18 protein-coding genes are annotated in these 20759 nt (G+C 51.7%); 3 read left to right on the forward strand and 15 right to left on the reverse strand.

What is annotated here, in order from left to right; all coding sequences use genetic code 11:
• Positions 1–45 precede the first annotated feature (45 nt).
• The 7 genes from EVJ28_RS12625 to EVJ28_RS12655 all read right to left on the reverse strand — a co-directional run bounded on the left by EVJ28_RS12625 (position 46) and on the right by EVJ28_RS12655 (position 7910).
• Complete coding sequence (locus tag EVJ28_RS12625) at positions 46–3321, reverse strand: Ig-like domain-containing protein (RefSeq protein WP_161566987.1); 3276 nt, start codon at positions 3319–3321, stop codon at positions 46–48.
• A gap of 154 nt (positions 3322–3475) precedes the next feature.
• Complete coding sequence (locus EVJ28_RS12630; protein ID WP_131489172.1) at positions 3476–3754, reverse strand: hypothetical protein; 279 nt, start codon at positions 3752–3754, stop codon at positions 3476–3478.
• A 57-nt stretch (positions 3755–3811) separates the two neighbouring features.
• Positions 3812–4861, reverse strand: a complete 1050-nt coding sequence (locus EVJ28_RS12635; protein ID WP_131459012.1) for a C45 family autoproteolytic acyltransferase/hydrolase — start codon at positions 4859–4861, stop codon at positions 3812–3814.
• Between the two features lie 63 nt (positions 4862–4924).
• Complete coding sequence (locus EVJ28_RS12640; protein WP_131489174.1) at positions 4925–6664, reverse strand: methyl-accepting chemotaxis protein; 1740 nt, start codon at positions 6662–6664, stop codon at positions 4925–4927.
• Positions 6665–6758: 94 nt separating this feature from the next.
• The gene (locus EVJ28_RS12645) at positions 6759–7211 is read right to left on the reverse strand and encodes a hypothetical protein (protein ID WP_131468940.1); all 453 of its coding nucleotides are present in this window, start codon (positions 7209–7211) and stop codon (positions 6759–6761) included.
• Positions 7212–7222: 11 nt separating this feature from the next.
• Positions 7223–7645: a 3-hydroxyacyl-ACP dehydratase FabZ gene (gene fabZ / locus EVJ28_RS12650; protein ID WP_131459009.1), complete on the reverse strand. Its 423-nt coding sequence runs from the start codon at positions 7643–7645 to the stop codon at positions 7223–7225.
• A 13-nt stretch (positions 7646–7658) separates the two neighbouring features.
• Entirely contained in the window at positions 7659–7910 is a 252-nt protein-coding gene (locus EVJ28_RS12655) for a DNA-directed RNA polymerase subunit beta (RefSeq protein WP_070328163.1), read from the reverse strand.
• A 205-nt stretch (positions 7911–8115) separates the two neighbouring features.
• On the opposite strand from EVJ28_RS12655, the gene mscL reads away from it, so the two are divergent.
• Positions 8116–8496 (forward strand): large-conductance mechanosensitive channel protein MscL, encoded by a 381-nt coding sequence (gene mscL, locus EVJ28_RS12660; RefSeq protein WP_131468938.1) that lies wholly within the window; start codon positions 8116–8118, stop codon positions 8494–8496.
• A gap of 17 nt (positions 8497–8513) precedes the next feature.
• Here the strand turns inward: mscL and EVJ28_RS12665 are convergent, their stop codons facing one another.
• From EVJ28_RS12665 to EVJ28_RS12680, 4 genes are all read right to left on the reverse strand, one after another.
• Positions 8514–9617 carry a glycerate kinase family protein gene (locus tag EVJ28_RS12665; RefSeq protein ID WP_236634159.1) on the reverse strand — a complete coding sequence of 368 codons (1104 nt, stop codon included), beginning with the start codon at positions 9615–9617 and terminating at the stop codon, positions 8514–8516.
• Between the two features lie 63 nt (positions 9618–9680).
• Complete coding sequence (locus tag EVJ28_RS12670) at positions 9681–10466, reverse strand: flagellar hook-basal body protein (RefSeq protein WP_131459008.1); 786 nt, start codon at positions 10464–10466, stop codon at positions 9681–9683.
• 11 nt (positions 10467–10477) lie between these two features.
• Positions 10478–11251, reverse strand: coding sequence for a flagellar hook-basal body protein (locus EVJ28_RS12675; protein ID WP_236634160.1), 774 nt, complete (start codon positions 11249–11251; stop codon positions 10478–10480).
• A gap of 158 nt (positions 11252–11409) precedes the next feature.
• Positions 11410–13341 (reverse strand): sensor histidine kinase, encoded by a 1932-nt coding sequence (locus EVJ28_RS12680; protein WP_131459006.1) that lies wholly within the window; start codon positions 13339–13341, stop codon positions 11410–11412.
• Between the two features lie 189 nt (positions 13342–13530).
• Here EVJ28_RS12680 and EVJ28_RS12685 point away from each other — a divergent pair, with 189 nt between their 5' ends.
• Positions 13531–15339, forward strand: a complete 1809-nt coding sequence (locus tag EVJ28_RS12685) for a sensor histidine kinase (RefSeq protein WP_131489176.1) — start codon at positions 13531–13533, stop codon at positions 15337–15339.
• A complete protein-coding gene (locus EVJ28_RS12690; protein ID WP_131468932.1) occupies positions 15320–16084 on the forward strand; it encodes a response regulator in 765 nt (254 codons plus the stop codon). Before EVJ28_RS12685 ends, EVJ28_RS12690 begins: the two co-directional genes overlap by 20 nt.
• 161 nt (positions 16085–16245) lie before the next feature.
• Here the strand turns inward: EVJ28_RS12690 and mreB are convergent, their stop codons facing one another.
• The 4 genes from mreB to EVJ28_RS12710 form a co-directional block, all read right to left on the reverse strand.
• Positions 16246–17232 carry a rod shape-determining protein gene (gene mreB, locus EVJ28_RS12695; RefSeq protein ID WP_131459003.1) on the reverse strand — a complete coding sequence of 329 codons (987 nt, stop codon included), beginning with the start codon at positions 17230–17232 and terminating at the stop codon, positions 16246–16248.
• Positions 17233–17307: 75 nt separating this feature from the next.
• Positions 17308–18609 carry a UDP-N-acetylglucosamine 1-carboxyvinyltransferase gene (murA, locus tag EVJ28_RS12700; RefSeq protein WP_131459002.1) on the reverse strand — a complete coding sequence of 434 codons (1302 nt, stop codon included), beginning with the start codon at positions 18607–18609 and terminating at the stop codon, positions 17308–17310.
• Positions 18610–18822: 213 nt separating this feature from the next.
• Positions 18823–19068 carry a DUF1146 family protein gene (locus EVJ28_RS12705; RefSeq protein WP_131459001.1) on the reverse strand — a complete coding sequence of 82 codons (246 nt, stop codon included), beginning with the start codon at positions 19066–19068 and terminating at the stop codon, positions 18823–18825.
• A gap of 204 nt (positions 19069–19272) precedes the next feature.
• Positions 19273–20463, reverse strand: a complete 1191-nt coding sequence (locus EVJ28_RS12710) for an EAL and HDOD domain-containing protein (protein WP_236634161.1) — start codon at positions 20461–20463, stop codon at positions 19273–19275.
• Positions 20464–20759: the final 296 nt, after the last annotated feature.

Here is a 20759-nt window from a genome sequence, read left to right on the forward strand (position 1 = left end):
GTTCTGCAAAAAAATCTCCCAGGACATGACATCCTGAGAGATTTTTTATTTAGAGACGATGACATTGACACGCTTCGTCACATAACTTGATCGTGTCATTTCAACAGTCAACATATTACTTTGACGTTGCTTGTTTACATACGCTTTGAAGTTGCCTTTTGAATCGACTTTAACAGCCTTCCCTACTTTTGCCGCACCATTAAACACCTGTACCGTCGCGCCAGGATGCCCTTTGCCGGTCACGTAGATGTGACTCGTCCGAACAGTGTTCACACTGAACTGTTTGAACACGTATTTAATGATTTGTGTAGAAGTTGCTGACAAATTCCCTGATGCATCTTTCGCTCGGACGGAGACCGTTTTTCCTGGCGTCCATTTCTTAATGGCATAAGCATATACACCTGAGTTGTTTGCCTTAGTCGAATAGGTGCGCCCGTTATACGTAATGAGAACTGTCGCTCCTTTTTCGGCTTTCCCCGTGATTTTTGTCGCCACTGCCGAAACTTCGTTGACGGTCGGCTTCGTCGGAGCCGTGTTGTCTTTTGCTTTCATCGTTGTCGTCACTTGCTTCCCGATACGGGGAGTCGTAACAAAACGAAGTTGTTCGCCTTCTTTATAGGCCCGGACTAGATTGAAATCGAACTTTCCTAAACCATCCATCGATGTGTATCCTAGGCGTGTCGTGCCACTCCACACTTCAAGGATTGCGTATGGATCACCGTTTCCTGTGATTCGACGGACGCCTTGCTGGAATTTCACGTTCGAGATGTTCTTATTCACATACGGTTTTGTGATCACTTTCGTCATCTCGTACTTGACAGTTTTGTCAGGGTTGATGAGCTTAACTGTCACAGTCGCTGGTAACGAGATGTCATTCGACCACGTAATCACGGATCCAAATTGAGTATACTTTTGGGTTTGTCCGTTGATGGTGAACTCATAATGGTTTTGGTTCATATACTCATTTTGCATATAGAACCAAACTTTCTGACCGCCATCTAGACGGATGTCTTGAATCTTCTCTCCGTTTGGAGAGATATAGCCATACCCTTTGTTTCCCGCTTTATCCGTCGCCGTGATTTTAACTTGTCCATATTTTTGCGCGACAATTGGATCTGTCGTCTTGATCGTGTACATCCCGGTGCTCGAGACAGCGACACGTTTGTCTTTATCGCTTCGATACGTGAACGTCACGGTCGATCCCGGTTCGGTCTTCCCGTAAATCAAATGCTCTCCGTTTAACACAAATTTTTGTAGAATGACTCGCGGAGCAACCATGTCTTTCACTGTAATCTTATTTCCCTCAGAAGGATTACCTGCTAAGTCCTCGGAACGAATCATTAGATGGGTGATACCATCTGTTTTCAAGCGTGAAACCAGCAGTTCTCCTGAGATTAAAAAACCAGAACTGTGAGGTTTATACGGTCTGATTGGTGTGACTTTTTCTTTTCGGATTAACGAATTACTTTTGTAGTATTCAATTTCAAAATTACCGACATACTCATTCGCATCAAATATGAGTGTCTCTGTTTCTTGAGGTATTAGTTCATGAATTCGCAGCGTCGGACGAATCGTATCCTTCACTTCGTATTTGAACGTTTGATTGGCTTTTCCTTGGACACTGACTGCCAAAGTAAAAGCGTTCACTTTTTTCAAGTCGACGGCGAATTCAAATTTTCCTTGGGCATCTGCCTTTACTTCTTTGACGAGACCGCTCGTGAACTTGAGTGTCGCGTTCGGTTCTGTCGTCCCTTTCAATAACGTCGTGTCGTTCGTCAAGTCAGGGATGAGTGGCTTTTGAATCGCATCGAACGTGCCTTTTACCCACTCCGACACACGACCATCTTGTAGGACAGTCCGAATCATGAACGTGTCGTTCACCTCGAGAGAAATATGCGGATTGTTCATGTCGGCCTTCTCCAACACAGATCGGCCATCCGCTTTCTCGACTTTCGCCTCAAACGAAATCGATTGGTTCGGATAATAGAACGGCGGGATGCTGATAGCAACCCGGTCGCTCTGCATCTTCAGGATCGGTGTCGGTGCCAAACGATTGTCCTCGGCTCGGGCCGACCAGAACTGGTTTCTGTAATTGTACTCATCTAAATAAGAGACGGTAAAGTTCACACCATACAGTTTCGGCAACGGGAAAATGATGTCACCATTGGCGTCACTATTCGCCCGGAAACGAAGTTGTCTGTAACCGGCTCGACGATCTTCATACGTTACGATAAACGTTTGATTCGGGGTCGCCTTCCCAATCAATCGGCCCTCTTCAAGATCAAACGCTTTCGTTTCGAACATGATGGTCCGAACGTCTCGTTTTACAGTCACTTGTTTTGTAAAAATCGTTTCTTTCTCTTTTTGAATCGTGAACGTACGCTTCGATTGATCGTTCTGTGCATAGTAACAGCCGAAATAACCGCTCTCGTCACTGACCGCACACGCTTCCCCATCGAGTGAGACGACGGCGTCCGGAATCGTCACCCCACGAAACTGTGTGAGTGACTCCTCAATCACGAGCAACGGGTTGTCGAGCGTCGCTTTGAAGGCAGGCATTGTGAACTTCTGAATTCCTTCATTCGTCTGATTCAAATGAGCAGCCTGCACAGTATACGTCTGATTCTGATAAGCGCGCGGTTCCCAGCCCGTGAACGGAAAATCAAATGTACCAGTCGCATCGGCTTGCCCCATCTTTACCTCATGTCCGACTTTCACGTTCACAGAGACGTAAGGCAACGTCTTCCCGGAGACGCGCAACGTCTCGTGCGGTGATGCATCCAATTGAATGATATCCGCCGTCACGGTCGTCGCCGTGTACGTGCGGATTGGCGTCGACGCCTTCTCCGGACTACTGACGTACACGCTCACGGTATCCGCCTTATTTTTTTGGATGCGCAACTCGCTAATTCCTTCTCTCACTCGGCCTTCATACGTCGCGTGAATCGTATGGTTCGGATGAGTGAAGAAGACGAACTCGTCGTTCATCATCCCGATGAATGTCGCGTCTTGTGGCTTCACTGGAACCGCCGACGTCTGGGGCGCCTGGCGCTCCGTCACGTCAATCAATTGATCAAATCCATACGTGTCACGTTGATACACCGCAATTTGTCCAGTCAGTGCCTTATCGAACGTGTATGTATAATTTTTAGAGGCGTCACTCTTTGTACGGAAGACCTGTTCATTCGCTATAATTGTGACCTCCTGGTTTGGTTGATCTGTGGTTCCTGTCACCACGTTCTGACTCGTATCGGTTTTTGTTAATGTCGCTGCTGATGTTTGATGTGGCGTAACCATCGTCCCGACCAACATCATTAACATGAATAATATGAAACTCTTCTTTATATGTGCAACCATCTTCCCTATCTCCTTTTGGTAATATCTGATTAAACAATAAAAAATATAGCACGATTTTCAATAAACTAGTCGACATTTTCAGGAAATAGGTCAATAAAAAAGAGCCAGACAATTGTGTCTAGCCCCGGTTCTTCCGCGTCACAGCGACCCCACCGAAACCGCTGATGATCGCGATATAGAATCCTAAATCATAAAACCAACCGGTGTTGTTCACTTCATAGACGCGATACGTATCATTGAACAACCCTAAAATCAGTGACACCGGTGCGATCCAGCCGTGCCAGACACCCCAAAAGAAGCCGGCCGGGTCCGTCGTATAGGAGCCGTCACCCGGCACGCAGCCGCCGAGGACGACAACCATCCCGAGCATGATGGCCAATAAACCGATTCGTTTCATATAAATCCCTCCTCGTATTCCTATTCCCCGTTTCCATAAAAAAAGCACTGACCGAAGTCAGCGCCAAAGTTGGACCGTGTTGGCGAACTCGATATCGGTCGCGATCTCACCGTCGAGGGCGTGCAAGTCGAAATCCTCCCCGTCGAGCCACGTCTGAAAATCAAAGATGACCGGGTCGCGGTCGCCGCCGAGGGCGAACCACGTCTCGAGCGTCTCCGGGAAATAGGCGGCCGTATGGATCGTCCCGGCCCAACTTTTATACAGCTCCGAAAAGACACCTTTATCCGAGTCGTTCATGAGCCGGAACGCGCTCTCGGCGTCTTGGACGATATGTTGATACATCTTGATCTCCATCATCCGCCGCGTCGAGTCGTCGAGATGGTAACGGTTCTCGTGCTGCAACAGCTCGAAGTGGTTCGTGCAAATGTTCGATTCGCGGACACGGATGTCGCGCGGGGTCGCTTCGATGACACGTGTATTTGACGACTTGTCATGGACGACATACGTGAACGAGCCGCGGTGCGGGATGTCTTTCAACAGATCGACCGCTTCTTCGACCGTCGCGCACGTCTCGAGAATCATCCGTCCGATCATCTGGCAGACGAAGCCGTCGCCGGGGCGGCGGCGGTTGATGAAGTTATAGCCCATGGCGAGTCCGCGCTCGTTCATTCCGTCCATCCGCCCGGTGACGCGCGAGACGGGTCCGATGACGGCGTAGCCCTCGTCCGGTTGGAACACGTTGTAGCGCCCGTCATACGTCATCGGATGATAGTCGTAGTTGCGGACGAGGAAGTTGTCCCCTGTCAAAATCGAGCAGCCGCTGATCGGGTTATTGACCCGGAAATGACCGAAGTGAAGGAGCGTATCGCCGAGCGTCAGTTCGAGCTCGTCCTGCAGGCCGAGTAGTTCTTCCCAAATCCTCGGGGCGAACCGGGCGAACGCTTGTTTCGCCTCGCGCTCGTCGATCTCAAACCGGGGGACGCGCAGCTTCCACTGATCGGTCCGGTTCTCGAGCAGCTTGCTGCGCTTGATATATTCACCTTGAAAGCGGCCAAAGTCATAATGACTGCCGCGGAATTGTGTAAGTTCGCTTGAGACACGTTGCATGAAAAAACCTCCCTTGCGCCCATTATAGCGGACGCACAGGAGGGATGTCTGACTTGAAGCTGTTCATAGCTTGAACTGACGGCTCATCTGTTGCATGTCTTCCGCAGTGAGCGACAAGTCTTTGACGAGACGGTTCATCGTCTCGCTCGTCGCCGACATCTGTTCGGTCGAGGCGGCCACTTCCTCGTTACCGGCCGTGCTCTCTTCGGAGATCGACGCAATGTCTGAAAGACCGCGCTTGATGTCTTCTTGGTTCGTCTTGACGCGACCGAGCTGTCCTTGCATCGACCCGGTCAACCGTTGCATCTCACGGACACTCGCCTCGATCTCGTTGAACGCCTGCTTCGTCGCTTCGAGCGTCCGTCTGCCGTCTTCGGCGGCGTGCATACTGTCGGTGAACGTCTCGCCGAGCGCAATCGAGTTTCGTTTGACGCTGCCGACGATCTCTGAGATCTCACTGACCGACTGGGCGACGCTGTTCGACAGACCCCGAATCTCGGAGGCGACGACGGCGAACCCTTTCCCGTGTTCCCCGGCACGGGCCGCCTCGATGGCCGCGTTCAAGGCGAGCAAATTCGTCTGTTGCGAGATCTGTCGGATGATCGTGACGAGCGCGGTCACTTCGTCCGCCTGTTGCTCAAAGTCTTTCACTTGGCCTTGCGACTCATTCACTTGCGCGTGGATGTTCGTCATCTTCCCGACCGCGTCTTCCATGAGCTGCAGCCCTTCTGCTGTCGCCCGACTGACGACTTCCGCTTGAGTGCTCACGCCGTGCCCGTCCGTCGCCGTCTGTTCGACGAGTCCCGAGAACTCGTTCATGTGTCCATACAGCTTCATCGTGAGCACGCTCTGATTCTCGACCCCGCCGGCGATTTCTTCCATTGTGAACGCAATCTGTCGCGACGCGTCGTTCACTTCTTCCGAGATGCTCGCGACGTTACCGCTCTCGTCACGGACCGTCTGTGCTGACGTCTGTAGGTTTGAGATCAACCCTTTCAACATCTTCGTCATTTGGTCCATCGACGCAGTCAGACGCTTGATCTCATCATTCGCGCGCAGTTGAATCTTGTCCATCTCAACCGACGCCGTCGCCAAGTCGCCACCGGCGATATGCGTTGCGACGCGTTCAAGGTCACGGAGCGGCCGCAATTTCCAACCGAGGTAACGCCAAATGATGACCGAGGCGAGACCGAGCAAGATGACGAGGCCGATGAGTACCGGAAGCAGACTTTCGCGTAATACGCCAGTCGTCACCGCTTTGACATCGTCTGCGCTTTTGTCGATGCCCATGACACCGATGACTTCATCCCCTTGCTTGATCGGGACGAGCACCGTCATATAGGTCCCAAACTCCGGGTCTTCGACGATCGGCGTCGTGCCGGTTCCGCCTTCAAACGCCGGTTGCGCGTCTTCGAATGAAGTTGCAGTCACCGGTGTCCCAATCTCGACCGCGTCCGTAGCACTCATTCCATCTACAATGATTTGTAGCTCCTCACCGTCTAATGCGAGCGTGTAGACGTACATCGCCCCGATTTGTGTACGATACGTATCGAGCTGTTCCCGAAACTGCTCGAATCGCTCATTCTTCTCCGGATTTTGTAAAAACGCCGCATACGCGTCCGCGTCCATCGCCTCGCTGATTCGGGCAGCGTCTTCTAGCAAGACGGCCTGCATCGAGCTGAGCACCGTATGTTTCGTGCTGACGTACTGGATGACCCCGAACGTAACGATGAGCAGTGCGACGAATGCGAGCATCGCCGCAAGGATACGGTTTTGCAGTGACTGTGGTTTATTTCGTTTCATAAATTCCCCTCCTAGTTCCTTATGTTCTATATCGGAGGAAATCTAAAAAGAGTAAACAAAAAACGGATGATTTTCGACAAAATCATCCGTTTTTTTATTCATTTGTCGAATTAACGGCTTCGAGCGGCATCGAGACTTCCGCCTCACCTTCTTCTCCGATGTGGAACAATGGGAGTGTCGTCGGCACGAACAATTCTGGGTTCATGTCGGCTTGATAGACGTACGTCCGCACGTCACCTTCCCGCTCGGCGACGAGTTCACCGAATGGGATCGGTACGCGCGTGCCATCGACTTCGTAGCTGATCACCGTCGTCGGGTCGAGCCGACGGTCTTCGAGCACCCGGATCGTGAACAGCATCGTCGAGCTGTTCGTCCGCTCGAGCGACACGGCGATCGACTCAGACTGTCCGGCCCGCTTGTCGATCATCGCATCGCCCGCCGTCTGTTCGAAGACGACGTTCTCTTCTGTCGCTTCTTCTGTCTGCATCTGTTGGCATCCGACGATCGTCGCTAATCCAAGCATCAAGGCAATCACTAATACACGCATCTCGTTTCCCCTCACTTCAGGGCGAAAGTCAGTTCTGCAACACACGCCACTTCTCCGTCGACCGTCGCTACGGCACGTCCTTTACCGATCGGACCACGCACCTTCAAGATCTCGACCTCGAGGCGCAACTGGTCGCCCGGGACGACTTGACGTTTGAAGCGACAGTTGTCGATGCCGGCGAAGAACGCGAGCTTACCTCGGTTCGACTCTTGTTTGAGCATCGCGAACGCACCGACTTGGGCGAGTGCTTCGATGATCAAAACGCCCGGCATGACGTTATAGTCTGGGAAATGTCCGTTGAAGAATTCTTCGTTCGCCGTCACATTTTTTAAACCGACGGCCCGTTCGCCTTCTTCGACCTCGAGAATCCGGTCGATGAGCAAGAACGGGTACCGATGCGGGATCACTTCTTTAATCTGTTCAATCGTGTACATGGTTCCACCACCCTTATGATGTTAGCCAGAAATCGGTGATATGGCGCCACGTGTCGATGTTGAACACGTCTCTCCACTCGCCTCCGCCAATCACGCTGTACCCGATAATGGCACCGATCGCGAGCATCGCGGCGGCCAAGATCAAGACAACGATGATGCGTAACAAGATCGGGAAACGGCGGTTGTTCGACAAGCGCTTTCGCTCCGTCCGCTCTTTAGGCTCTTTTTCTTCCGAGCCCTTCTGTTCTTCGTTCGTCACGTCCATTCATCCTTTCAGCTGATCTGATTATAACATATTAGTACCAGGTATTAAAATTGTTTCATAAGTTCTTTATAAGTGTAACGTATCTAGAAATGTCGAACAAGCGCCCCGTCCTCTGGCAGTCGAGCATCTGTGCGAAAAAAGATACGGCTTGCCTCAAAGAATATGCTAACGTGAGGGTATTCATTGTAAAAGGAGGATTCATTTCATGTGGAAAGAGTTCAAAGACTTTGCGATCAAAGGTAATGTGATCGACCTCGCTGTCGCCTTCATCCTCGGGGCCGCCTTCACGGCGATCGTTACGTCGCTCGTCAACGATATCTTCATGCCGTTCCTCGGCATCTTGATCGGCGGCATCGATTTCTCGACGCTCGCAGTCACCGTGCTCGGCGTCAGCGTCACATACGGCAACTTTCTGCAAGAGATCGTCAAGTTCTTCCTCATCGCTTTCGCCTTGTTCATGATGGTCAAAGTGATCAATCGCCTGAAGCGCGAGAAAGCGGTCGAAGAGACGCCAGAGCCAGAGTTGTCGCGCGAAGAACAGTTGCTCTCCGAGATTCGCGATCTGCTTAAAAACCGTCCGCTATGAGTCATTCGTCTAAACCGTCACGGTTTAGACGTTTTTTCAATTAGTCGAAACGCCCGGCTGACCGCATTCGTCAAGAGCGTTGCCGCTTCCATCATCGCCGTCTCAAGCGGCATGACCCGGGAAATGATCGGGAAAATGGCTTCAATCCCGACTTCCGGGAGTGCCGTCATGTCGGTCTGGCCGGTGAAGATGAGCGTCGGTACGTGATGTGTTCGTGCGAGGCGGGCCAGACCGTATGGCGCTTTCCCGTGCAGTGTCTGTTCATCGAACTTGCCTTCCCCCGTGATTAGCCAATCGGCCCCATGCAGCTGCTCGTCAAACGATGACCAACGCATCACTTCCTCGATGCCATTCACGTACGTCGCCCCGAGTTGGTACATTGCAAAACCGATGCCACCAGCAGCTCCCGCCCCGGCGACCGCCGTATCGGCGCGATCGAAACAAGCAGCGTAAGCGCTCATCAAGTCGTCATAGCGGGCGACGTCACTTGGTGCCAGACCTTTTTGTGGACCGAACACGGCCGCCGCGCCCGCATGTCCGAGGAGCGGGTTCGTCACGTCCGAGGCGATTCGCCACGTGACGTGCTTCGCCTCCGGCATCAGACCGGACCAGTCGACGCGCTTCACGCGCTCGAGTCCGTGCGGGAACGGTCCGAGCACTCGTCCGGACGCATCGAGGAAACGGACGCCTAGCGCTTCGAGCACGCCCTTGCCACCATCGACGGTCGCACTGCCGCCGAGACCGATCGTGATGCGTCTCGCTCCGCGTTCGATCGCTTGTCTGAGTTGCATCCCCGTACCGTAAGAACTGTACCGCCACGGATCAAGCTGGTCAACGAGCGTCAGTCCGGACGCTTCCGCCACTTCGACGACCGCTTCTCGTGTTGCTTCATGCCATCCGTAGCGCGCCTGACGGACTTGTCCGTCGAGCGCGGTCACTTCCTGTTCGACCGCATTCGCTTCCGGATGTGTCGCCAGCCAGGCGTCGAGAAACCCTTCGCCCCCGTCCGACACAGGAATCTCTACGACGTCATGTCCCGCAAGCGCCCGTCGTACCGCCCGATTTGCTTCCTGACTCGTCAGCGAGCCTTTGAATGAATCCATCGCCACAACAATTCTCATACCGTTCCCTCCTTCACCTCATTATAAAATAAAAACCGCTCCTCCGAAGAGAAGCGGTCAATGTTATGGGCGAAGTGACGTCACGAGCCCCATCATCTGGTCGCTCATCGACAGCGCCCGGGAGTTCATCTGGTAGGCACGCTGGGTGATCGTCATATCGGTCATCTCTTTCATCAAGTCGACGTTCGATGATTCGAGCGTCCCTTCTAATAAGAGATTCCCGACTGGACGGTCGACTTCGATATCGAGGTCAGCCGAATAGATGTTGTTCCCAAGCGGACGAAGTTCTGACGTGTTGCGCACCTCGACGATGTCGAGGCGTCCGAACTCTTCTTCGACACCGTTCACGCTGGCGACGACGACACCGTCTTGGCGGACGCGATGATTCGTCGCTTCGTTCGGCGTGACGATACGGTTGCCATCTGCACCGAGAAGTGCGTTGCCGTTCACGTCAGAAAGTGTCGTCCCGTCATTGCCGACCGAGAGCTGCATGTTGCCGCTCCGGGTCACACCGATCCCGTCTTCCGTCTCGACGACGAAAAACTGGCGGCTCGCCTGCAAGAAGACGTCAAGACCTCGGTCCGTCTTCTTGATTTGGCCGATGTTGAACTGTTGGGAGATGTCCCCGACGTGACCGCCGACACCGATGCGGATCCCGTTCGGTGTATCGCGGCCGACTTCAAGTTCGGCCCGAGGTTGATTGTCATACGCTTGCGAAAGGAGCGAGGCGAAGTGACCTTGCTGGCGTTTAAAGCCGACCGTGTCGACGTTCGCGATGTTGTGGCCGGTCACATCGAGCTGGCGTTGAAGCTGGGCTAGTGACGAGACCGAGTTATAAATGGACTGCATGGGTTTCCTCCTTATCGAATCCGAGCGATTTCGATGGCCCGCTCGGCACTCTTGTCATACGCCTGGACGACTTTTTGGTTTGCCTCGAACTGACGGTACGTCACCATGAGGTCAGCCATCGTCCGGTCGAGGTCAACGTTTGCTTCTTCGATATAGCCTTGTTGGAACTGGACGTTCACAGCGGGATTTGCTCCCCCGTTGACGCGATAGTCGTTCCCGACTTGTTCGAGCGTGGCCAAATCATCGATTTGAACCGCCCCGAGCGTCGCTACGTCCTGACCGAGCGACGTGATTTGACCGTCGCCTGACAATTCGAAGTCACTAGACGGCAACTGGATGCGTTCACCCGTATCCGACAAGATGTACCCACCATCCGCCGAGCGGAGGAACCGCTCATCGTCGACCGAGAAGCGGCCGTTCGTCGTATAGAGCGCCTCCCCGTTCTGTTCGACCGCGAACATGGCGGCGCCTGTAAAGTCAGCCGGAACTTTCAAATATACGTCGGTCGGGCTATCCGTCGCCGTGACGCTGCCAGCAGAGAAGCGTGGCATCGTTTCCTGTAAATACACGCCGGTCGAGAGCGTGCCGACCTCGCCTTGGACACGCGAACGGTCGTTACCAGGATGGCTCACCTCGGCGAGCAATAGTTCAGGGAACGACCGGACGACACCATTTGATGCCTTGAAGCCCGGAGTCCGAACGTTTCCAAGGTTGTTGCTCAATATCTCTTGTTGCCGCTGAAGCGCGTTCATCGCACCCGCCGCCGTATAAAGTCCACGTAACATATTCGTCTTCCCTTCATCCTTAAAGTTTCTACTCTTTATATCGTACCAAAGGAAGGAATCATTCACCCTTTTTCGAAAAAATGCATAAAAAACTCCTTAGTCGTCAATACGAGACAAAGCCCACTTCAGTTTGACTGAAGTGGGCTTTGTCTATGCAATCATTCAACAATCGGCAGTTCGACGATGATCGTCGTCCCATGTTCTGATTTAGAGCGGACTGAAATCGTCCCGCCGTGTGATTCGATGATCTCTTTACAGATGGCGAGCCCAAGGCCGGTGCCTCCAATATTACGGCTCTGTTCATTCTGTACACGGTAAAACTTTTCAAATAACCGTTTGGCATCTTCTGCTGTCACCCCGATACCCTCGTCTTCGATGGCGACGCGGAAGACGTCCTCTTCACGCGATACGTTGACGGCGATATTCCCGCCGTCAGGTGAATATTTGATGGCGTTGTTCAAGATGTTCGAGAACACTTGGCGCAGTTGGGCCAGGTCCCCTGAGACGCGAATCTCCTCGTCACACTCGAAATGGAACGCATGCAGCTCGGTCGACCCCGCATGAACCTCAAGGACGTCCGAGAGGAGCTCGAACAGACTCTCGACTTTAAAGTCTTGCTCGACTTTTCCCGCTTCCATCTTTTGAACGTCGAGCAGATCACTGACGAGCCGTTCAAGCCGTCTCGTCTCGCTGTTGATCATCCCTAGGTAACGCTTTCGTTTCAGTTCATCGACGTGACGGTGCTCGAGGAGCTCCGTGAAGCCGAGGATGGATGTCAAAGGCGTCCGCAGTTCGTGAGATACGGTTGCGACCAATTCAGTTTTCAACCGATCGACCTCAATCTCTTTCGTGACGTCGCGCAACACAAAGATAACACCAACACGTTCGTCCTGCAGTTCGATCGGTTCGGCATACATCCGTATGATACGTCTTCCCCCTTGCATCGAGTACGTAAACGTCTCATCAAATATTCCTTCATGCTTCGCTCGATTTGTGAACCGGTTGAGACCTTCCTGATCGTCGATTTGATCCATGAACAGTCGGTAAAACGCTTCAATCGGATAGAGACTTTGGCGATCATTAAATGGGATTGGTTGTTCGTACAGATCAAACAACGCCGCATTGGCATACCTTTGCCCTGTGTCCGTCTTAACAAATACGATCGCGTCTCGCATCGTATGAACAATTCGTGCCGTCTTCTCTCGTTCCCGCTCCAATTCATCATGCTGCTTGATGAGCGAACTCGACATCGCGTTGAACGATCTCGAAAGCTGCCCCACCTCATTTTGAAGCGGATCGACCGGGACGAGCAATGCGTGCGGGTCGACTGCCAACCGTTCGCTGTTCGTGATGAGTGCCTGGAGCTGGTTCGTCAACCGGACGATATACGGTTGCAGACTGATAAAGAGCGTAAACAGGGCGCCGAGCAAGATGATGAGACAACTCCATTGGGCTTTGGCGAGCTGTTCAGATAACGATGCACGCAGTCCGATCTCTCGGAAGTCAAGTTCGGACCGATAATCGGTGAATATCGATTCCATGTCGACGATGCTCGCGCTCATATCGGCCGCGCTAGTCGACTTGAAGTTGAATCGTGTCTGGTTCGAATTCGCATTTTGCGTCAGAAGCTGTCCGACGGTCGCCATCTGCAGGAACGGCTCATCGACTTCTCCGTTCGCCTTGGCAATCACGTAACGCTCGAGCCCGGGCATGACCCGGGACGTATAGACTGTAAAGAGGAGACGGGCTTCAGTCGCGAACGTCACTTCTTCTGCGCTCGCGGCGCTTTGTTCGAACCACGTCGTCTGTTCGTCGATCCGGCCTTGTGCCGTTCGTACTTCATCTAGCAGTGACGCCTCACCGAGCAGGACATGCCCGCGCATCTCATACTGCATCGATTGCCACGTCTCGAACAAGTCGGTCGCGCGCGCGCGTTGTTCACTGATTCGCTCGAGTTCAACCATCGTCTCATCGATCGCCTGTTGCGTATAAAAATAAGTCCCGAGCGAGGGAACGGAAATTAAAACGATGAGAGCGTAGAACACCGTTAGGACTTGCCGGCTAATCCGTTGTTCGATCCAGTGTTTCATACATGGCCTTCTTTCCGTATCAGTTATATTTCATTTAATTATGTTCGCTATTCAAACAAAGCAGATACGTGTACTATAATTAAGTGTTAGTCATTATTTTTCTAAAAAATGTAGCTTTTTTCCTGACTTAGTAACAGTATAGAGATGACTTCTCACAAGAAACTCACAAATAGCGAAGGGAATATGCTAATGACCCCTAAATATATCGGGCTGACGCTGTTGATTCTCCTCCTGGCATTGACAGGTGGGCTCACGTTCACACGCGGGCAGTCGATTGACAGTACAGCTACCGTCACCCAAGGAACTGCCGACTTGAGCGCTTCCGAAGTGACTGACACAATCGTACGTCTTGACGGGACTTGGCGTTTTCAATCGAGCCTGCTCGACCAAGTCGACCGTCAGACGTATCGCAACGTCCCGTACGTGACCCCACATCAAGTGGCGACGTACGAAGTCGACGTCTCTCTCCCGCCTGGCCAGTACGCGTTACGCGTCCCGAGAAACCACCCGCATATCCGTCTCGCAATCGATGGTGAAGCGGTATCTCCGGTCTACTCGTCGACACCCGATTCACGGCATGCCTATCTCGTCTTACTCGATACACACACGCCCGATTTTCGCTTGACGATGCAAGTGACCAGTTCGGATGAACGCACAACCGGTATCCAAGACAGTCTGCTCATCGGTCCGACGAGCAGTATCATAACCCTCCAAAATAAATTTTTTAGCTACGATTTTATCATTATTTTGATTTCGTTTTTAATTTTTTCATTCTATGCGATCGTCTTTATGTTCCACCAGAAAGAATCACTCTATCTATACGGTGCCGCCTTCTTCTTCTTGATCGGCTTGTCGTTGTTGACACGTGATCAAATGATCATATTCGAATTCATCCCGGCCATGACCTACGTCGTTGCCCATAAGTTCAGCTTGATCACAGGACTCCTTAGCCTGACCATGCTGATCGGATTCGCACTCCGGCTCGAGCAAGTCCCGTTCAGCCGTTTCCTCTCCATCGCATCTTACCCACTTTACGCGTTCAGCTTGATCGCACTCATCATTCCGTACAGTGTACACGCGACGTTTGATTATGTTGCCTGGGTTTATGTACTCGTAATCGCCTTGTTTTGGACAGGACTCAATATCCATTGGCTGTTCGAACGAAAAGACGATGGGTATCCGTTTGAATTTCTAATTTTTACGCTCGCGTTGGTCATCGGCTATATCGGCCAACTCATCAACGTGTTCATCACGCATCCGAACCAAGTGTTGTATTCGAACGTCCTGTCGCTCATCTACTTTTTACTCATGTTCATGTTGCTACCGGTTCATTTATCGACCGACAAAAAACAGAAGCGGGAAGTGCAGACGTTCGCCACACAAAGCGAGATCTCATTCTTCAACTCTCAAATCAAACCGCACTTTTTGTATAACACGTTCGGGAACGTGATCGCACTCTGCTACACGGCACCGAATGAAGCCGCACGCCTCCTTGGTCACTTGAGCACGTACGTCCGCTTCATTTTCGAGAACGGACGCACAGAGACAGATATTTCACTCCGGCAAGAACTCGCGGTAATCGATTCTTATTTGATGATCGAGCAAACGCGGTTCGACGGCGCCTTCACCATCATCAAAGATATTGACGAGACCGTTCTCGACGCCCTCATTCCCCCACTCTTGATCCAACCGCTCGTTGAGAACGCGGTTCAGCATGGGTTGATGAAACAAGACGGCGTCAAACGTCTCATGCTATCCGTCCAAGACGCCGGCGATATGATCGATATCCGTATCGCGGATAACGGAGTCGGCTTTAACCCGAAGACGGTGCTTCACGAAGTGAGCGGTATCGGTATCCCGAACGTCAAGAGCCGAATCGGTTATCTTCCTGATGCCACGTTTAAATTGAATTCTGAACACGGGGTCGGCACGAACGTGCACATTCGGCTTCCGAAACGAGAGAGGATGACAGTAACACATGAGGACGATCCTGATTGAAGACGAGCCCCATATTTTGAGGATGATGGAACGATTCATCCAAGCAGAACCGAATTTGAAATGGCTAGGCTCGTTCCACGACCCCGTCCAAGCACTCGAATTTTTAACGACGCAAGAAGTCGATCTCGTCTTTCTCGACGTCGAAATGCCAAAGATGAACGGAATCGACCTCGCCAAGCGCCTGCCTGAGACGACACAAGTCGTTTTCACGACGGCACATAGCCAATACGCGGTCGAGGCGTTCGGGTTACAGGCGACCCACTATCTCCTCAAACCGATCACCGAAGAAATGATTCACGACCTCGTCCCGCGCGTCTCGAAACGGTATACAGAGACGCTTCAGCCCAAGCATCATCGGACGTGTACGATCCAATGTTTCAACAATTTCTCCGTCAAGACGCACGAAGGCGACCTCGTCAAATGGCCGACCCAAAAGACCGAAGAACTGTTCGCCTACTTGATTTACCATCGCGACAAGGTCGTCAATAAATGGCTCATCGCCGAGATGCTCTATCCCGATATCGATGATCCGCAACGGGCACTCCATAACGTCTATAACCTCATCTATCGCTTAAAGAAGACACTCGCTGATTTCGACTTGAACATCACGGTCCAAACGATCAACAATGGCTACTCGCTTCATTTAGACGACGTTTGTTCATGTGACTACCACGACTGGTTGAACACTGGTCAGACGGAAGCAAACACTCGCCTGTTCGTCGACAAAGATTACAAGTGGCACTAAAAAAACTTCTTCCCGGTTGGGGAAGAAGTTTTTTTATCGTCCGATGTTTAGTGGAGCAAAAAACTAGGTAAGGCTAGTCAATAAAAGGACGAACCAAAAAACTCGGCCCAAGCGTCCCGTCTTCTCTAGGAAGTGTAGACACCGTGTACCGAGTTTCCCTCTTATTTCAATCGATCTAAGTTCTCAAGCATGATGCCCGTACCGTGCGCGACGCTAAGCGTCGGCTCGTCGGCGATCATGACTGGCAAACCGACTCGTTCAGCAACGAGCTGGTCGATGCCGTGAAGGAGCGATCCGCCACCTGTCATGATGATGCCGCGGTCGATGATGTCAGCTGCGAGTTCTGGCGGCGTCTGTTCGAGGACGCGCTTCGTCGCTTCGACGATCTCGTTCGCCGACTCGGCCATCGCTTCACGGAGTTCTTCTGACGTGATCGTTACTGTACGCGGAAGTCCACGCACCATGTCTCGGCCTCGGATATCCATCGTCTCGTTGCGTCCACCCGGGAATACGGTCGCGATCTCTTTTTTGATCTGCTCGGCCGTACGCTCACCGATGATGAGCTTGTGCTTGTCTTTGATGGCACGGAGAATATCCGTATCGAACCGGTCTCCGGCAATCTTGATCGTTTCACCGCAGACGATGTCGCCCATCGAGAGGATGGCGACGTCGGTCGTCCCGCCCCCGATATCGACGATCATATGTCCAACCGGTTTCCAGATGTCCATGCCCGAGCCGACAGCCGCCGCTTTCGGTTCCACGGCGAGGAAGACTTCTTTGGCGCCAGCTTTCTCAGCGGCCTCACGAATGGCTTTCGCCTCAACCGGTGTCACGTTGGCCGGTGTACAGATCAGCATCCGGATCCCACCGAAGAAGCCACGGACTTGAATCTTCTCGACAAAGTGGCGAAGCATCGCTTCTGTCGTTGCGAAGTCGGCGATGACCCCGTCACGGAGTGGACGGATGGCAACGATGTCGCCAGGCGTACGCCCGACCATCTGATACGCTTCCGAACCAACGGCGAGTACTTTCCCTGTCGAACGCTTGATGGCCACGACTGAAGGCTCGTCGAGAACGATACCTCGGCCTTTCACGTGGATGACGACGTTTGCTGTTCCTAAATCAATCCCGATATCTTTTGAAAACATGGTGTGTAGGTTCCTCCGTTCGTTACTTCATTGAAAAGAGCGAGAAGAATCTCCTCGCTCCTATGAGTCTATTAATTAGTTGTTGACCATTTCTTCAGCGACTTCGACAGTTCCTTCGATTCGCTCGATGTCGGCACCGAGTGCTTGAAGTTTCTTGTGGAAATCGACGTATCCGCGATCGATATGGTATAAGTCACCGACACGAGTCTCCTCGTCGGCGATGAGTCCTGCGAGGACGAGCGCTGCCCCGGCACGAAGGTCTGTCGAAACGACTTCGGCACCTTGGAGGCGGACGCCACCTTTAATGATTGCTGAACGACCTTCAATCTTAATATCTGCGTTCATGCGGCGGAATTCTTCGACATGCATGAAGCGGTTTTCAAACACAGTCTCCGTAATGACTGACGTGCCGCCCGCTTTTAAGACGAGGGCCATCATTTGCGCTTGCATATCTGTCGGGAAACCAGGGTGTGGCATCGTCTTCAAGTCGATTGGCTTCAACACTTCTGGTCCAATGACACGCATACCTTCCGTCGTCTCTTCGAACTTGACGCCCATCTCTTCCATCTTCGAGATGAGTGGACGTAGGTGTTCGCGCTCAGCTCCGATGACTTCAATGTCGCTGGCTGTGATCGCAGCAGCGACGAGGAACGTGCCGGCTTCGATACGGTCCGGGATGATCGAATGCTCAGCACCATGCAACTTGTCTACGCCTTCGATGCGGATCGTTTCCGTTCCAGCACCGCGGACGTGAGCGCCCATACCGTTCAAGAAGTTCGCGAGGTCGACGATTTCCGGTTCTTTCGCAACGTTCTCGATAACAGTCGTTCCTTCAGCGAGAACCGCCGCCATCATGATGTTTTCTGTCGCACCGACCGATGGGAAGTCAAGATAAATCTTCGCACCTTTCAAGCGACCTTCAACCGATGCTTCGACGAAACCGTTGCCGATCACTGTCTTCGCGCCCATTGCTTCAAACCCTTTTAAGTGGAGGTCGATCGGACGTGATCCAATCGAACATCCACCTGGCATTGCGACACGCGCATGCCCAAGACGAGCAAGGAGAGGACCCATGACAAGGATTGAGGCACGCATTTTGCGAACGTACTCAAGCGGCGCCTCGTCTTTGATTGTGCCCGAGGCATCGACAGTGACTTCGTTGTTTGCTTCATCGAACGCGACCTCTGCACCGAGATGGCGAAGTACTTTATTAATCGTGTAAACATCAGCAAGACGTGGCACGTTTTGAAGTACCGATTTTCCTTCGCCTGCTAAAAGAGTGGCAACCAATGTTTTCAGTACGGCGTTTTTAGCTCCTTCAACACGCACAATACCTGACAATTTACGTCCTCCACGGACTACAATCAAATCCTTCATATCTCTCTTTGTCCTCCAGCTTCGTTGTTTTTTTATTTTATGCGTCGATATCCGTTTCCGGATGTGGTTATGTCGATTACTACGATGTTTTTTTTAACGTGACGCCTCATCAGAAAAAAATAAAAATAAAATCATAATCTGTCCTGATGATTGGTCGTCATGTCAGACGAGTTTATCCTACATGATATACATATAGGAGTCGTTACAACAGGATTACAGTTTGTTAATGATTTGGAAAATCGACTGTAACGGTACGAGCGCCTGAGCTAATCGGATATACTCCAAGAAGAACTGGGCAATTAGAGAACCGAAGACGACGGCCACGAGGACACGCAAGACAGCGGCTTGCGGACTTCTCACTTGGTTGAGCACACTCTCCCATTTAACTGGCATGAGTGCCCACCAAGCGACGTAAATCGCTACGACATAGATGACGAGCGATAAAACGGTGTTTAACATCTTCAATTCCCCTTTTTTCGAAATTTTGTACCATTTTTAATCATAGCACGTTGCGACAGAGAAAAAAAGACTTAGCATGATGATGATCAATCGAATCGTCTCATCCTATCAGCTCACTCTCTTTAAATGAATCGCATACAAAAAGGACGTCATCGGCGCATAGCCTTTACTACAGTAATTAACGTCCCACCAAATTTTCAAACATTATTCCTTGTTTCCGTCCTGTGCGAGCGCCCAGCGGATCGCTTCGATATAGTAACGAGACCAATCTAGAGCCGTCTCGTCGACTGGCACAGTTAACTGCTCATACGCTTTTACCGATTCGAGCAGTTCATGCAACTTGTTCGGCTTACCGAGAAGTGCCTCTTTGACAACCGGTTCGACGGGGAGCTCGGCGATCAATGAATGCATCGTCTCGTCCAAAATGACGTCGAGTGACGAGAAAATACCGGTGATGAACGCATCAAACGGAGCTACTCCCGGAATTGTCTCATCGGCAATCAACTCCATCATCTTCCCACGGATGACGCTTTGCTTGATCAACTCTTTCGATTCAGACGTCTGCATCTCCCGAAGCAACATCAAATACGACCAACGCCGCATCTCATTAAGTCCGATGCGAGCAACGGCTTGTTCGATCGATTGAATCGTCGTGCGGCCCTTTTGATAGACCGTATTCACCGACCGGAGCATCTTGTAGGACAGATCGACACTTCGTTCGATTTGCCCGGCGATGCGGCGGAAGTTCGGTTCTGGTTTATCGAGCTCCTTCAGCACCTCGACGAGCGTATTACGGAGCGGATGGACTTCCGCCCCGTGAATGACTGTCGGGCGACTGAAGAAATAACCTTGGAACATTTTATAGCCAAGATCTTTGGCAATATCATATTCAAGCTTCGTCTCTATCTTTTCCGCAAGAAATTCAATCCGGTGCCCGAGCGCATCGATCAAGCGTTTCTGTTGATCGACCGGTGTCGCCTGATAATCGATTTTAATAATATCCGCAAGCCCGATCAACGGGCGGTATTTCTCTTCGAAGACAAAATCATCTAATGCGATTGTATAACCTTTCCGACGAAGTGATCGCAGGGCGGCAAGTACTTTCTCGGTCGGTTCGACGTGTTCAAGCACTTCGATGACGAGTGATTGCCGCGGCAATAATGAAGGCACTTCTCCTTCGATCAAGTTCTGTGGAAAGTTGATGAACGCCCGCGTCCCTTCGGTCAATTCCCGAAAATTAAAGACGAGGTAGGCGTTATGGATCACGTCGGCGGTCGCAAGCGCATCGTCGACGTGTTCGAACATATTTTTCTCGCTGCGGCGATACAACAGTTCGTAGCCGCAGACACGTAGTTTCTGGTCAAAGATCGGTTGACGCGCAACGTAAACTTTCATCCATTTATCTCCTTTTTGATAGTTCCCACCTATATTATCGGACAACCCGTTCTTTCGTTCCACTATTTGAACGCGAAAAACCTGATTCTTTCGACCTACGTTTTAATGACAGAAGCGGGTTCAATCGTCCAGTTCAAAATTGAGGAACAAAAAAATCCCCTCCCACTTAAACGGAGGGCACTGAAAAACCTCCGCTCTATCCGAGCGTGAACAGAAAAAAGGGCGATTGGACCGACTCAAGTCGGGACAATCGCTCTTTTTCCTTGCCCTTATCCTGTTTTTTCTTTTGAGAGGGT

This window comes from Exiguobacterium sp. SH3S3, assembly GCF_004337115.1.
Lineage (GTDB): Bacteria > Bacillota > Bacilli > Exiguobacteriales > Exiguobacteriaceae > Exiguobacterium > Exiguobacterium aurantiacum_A.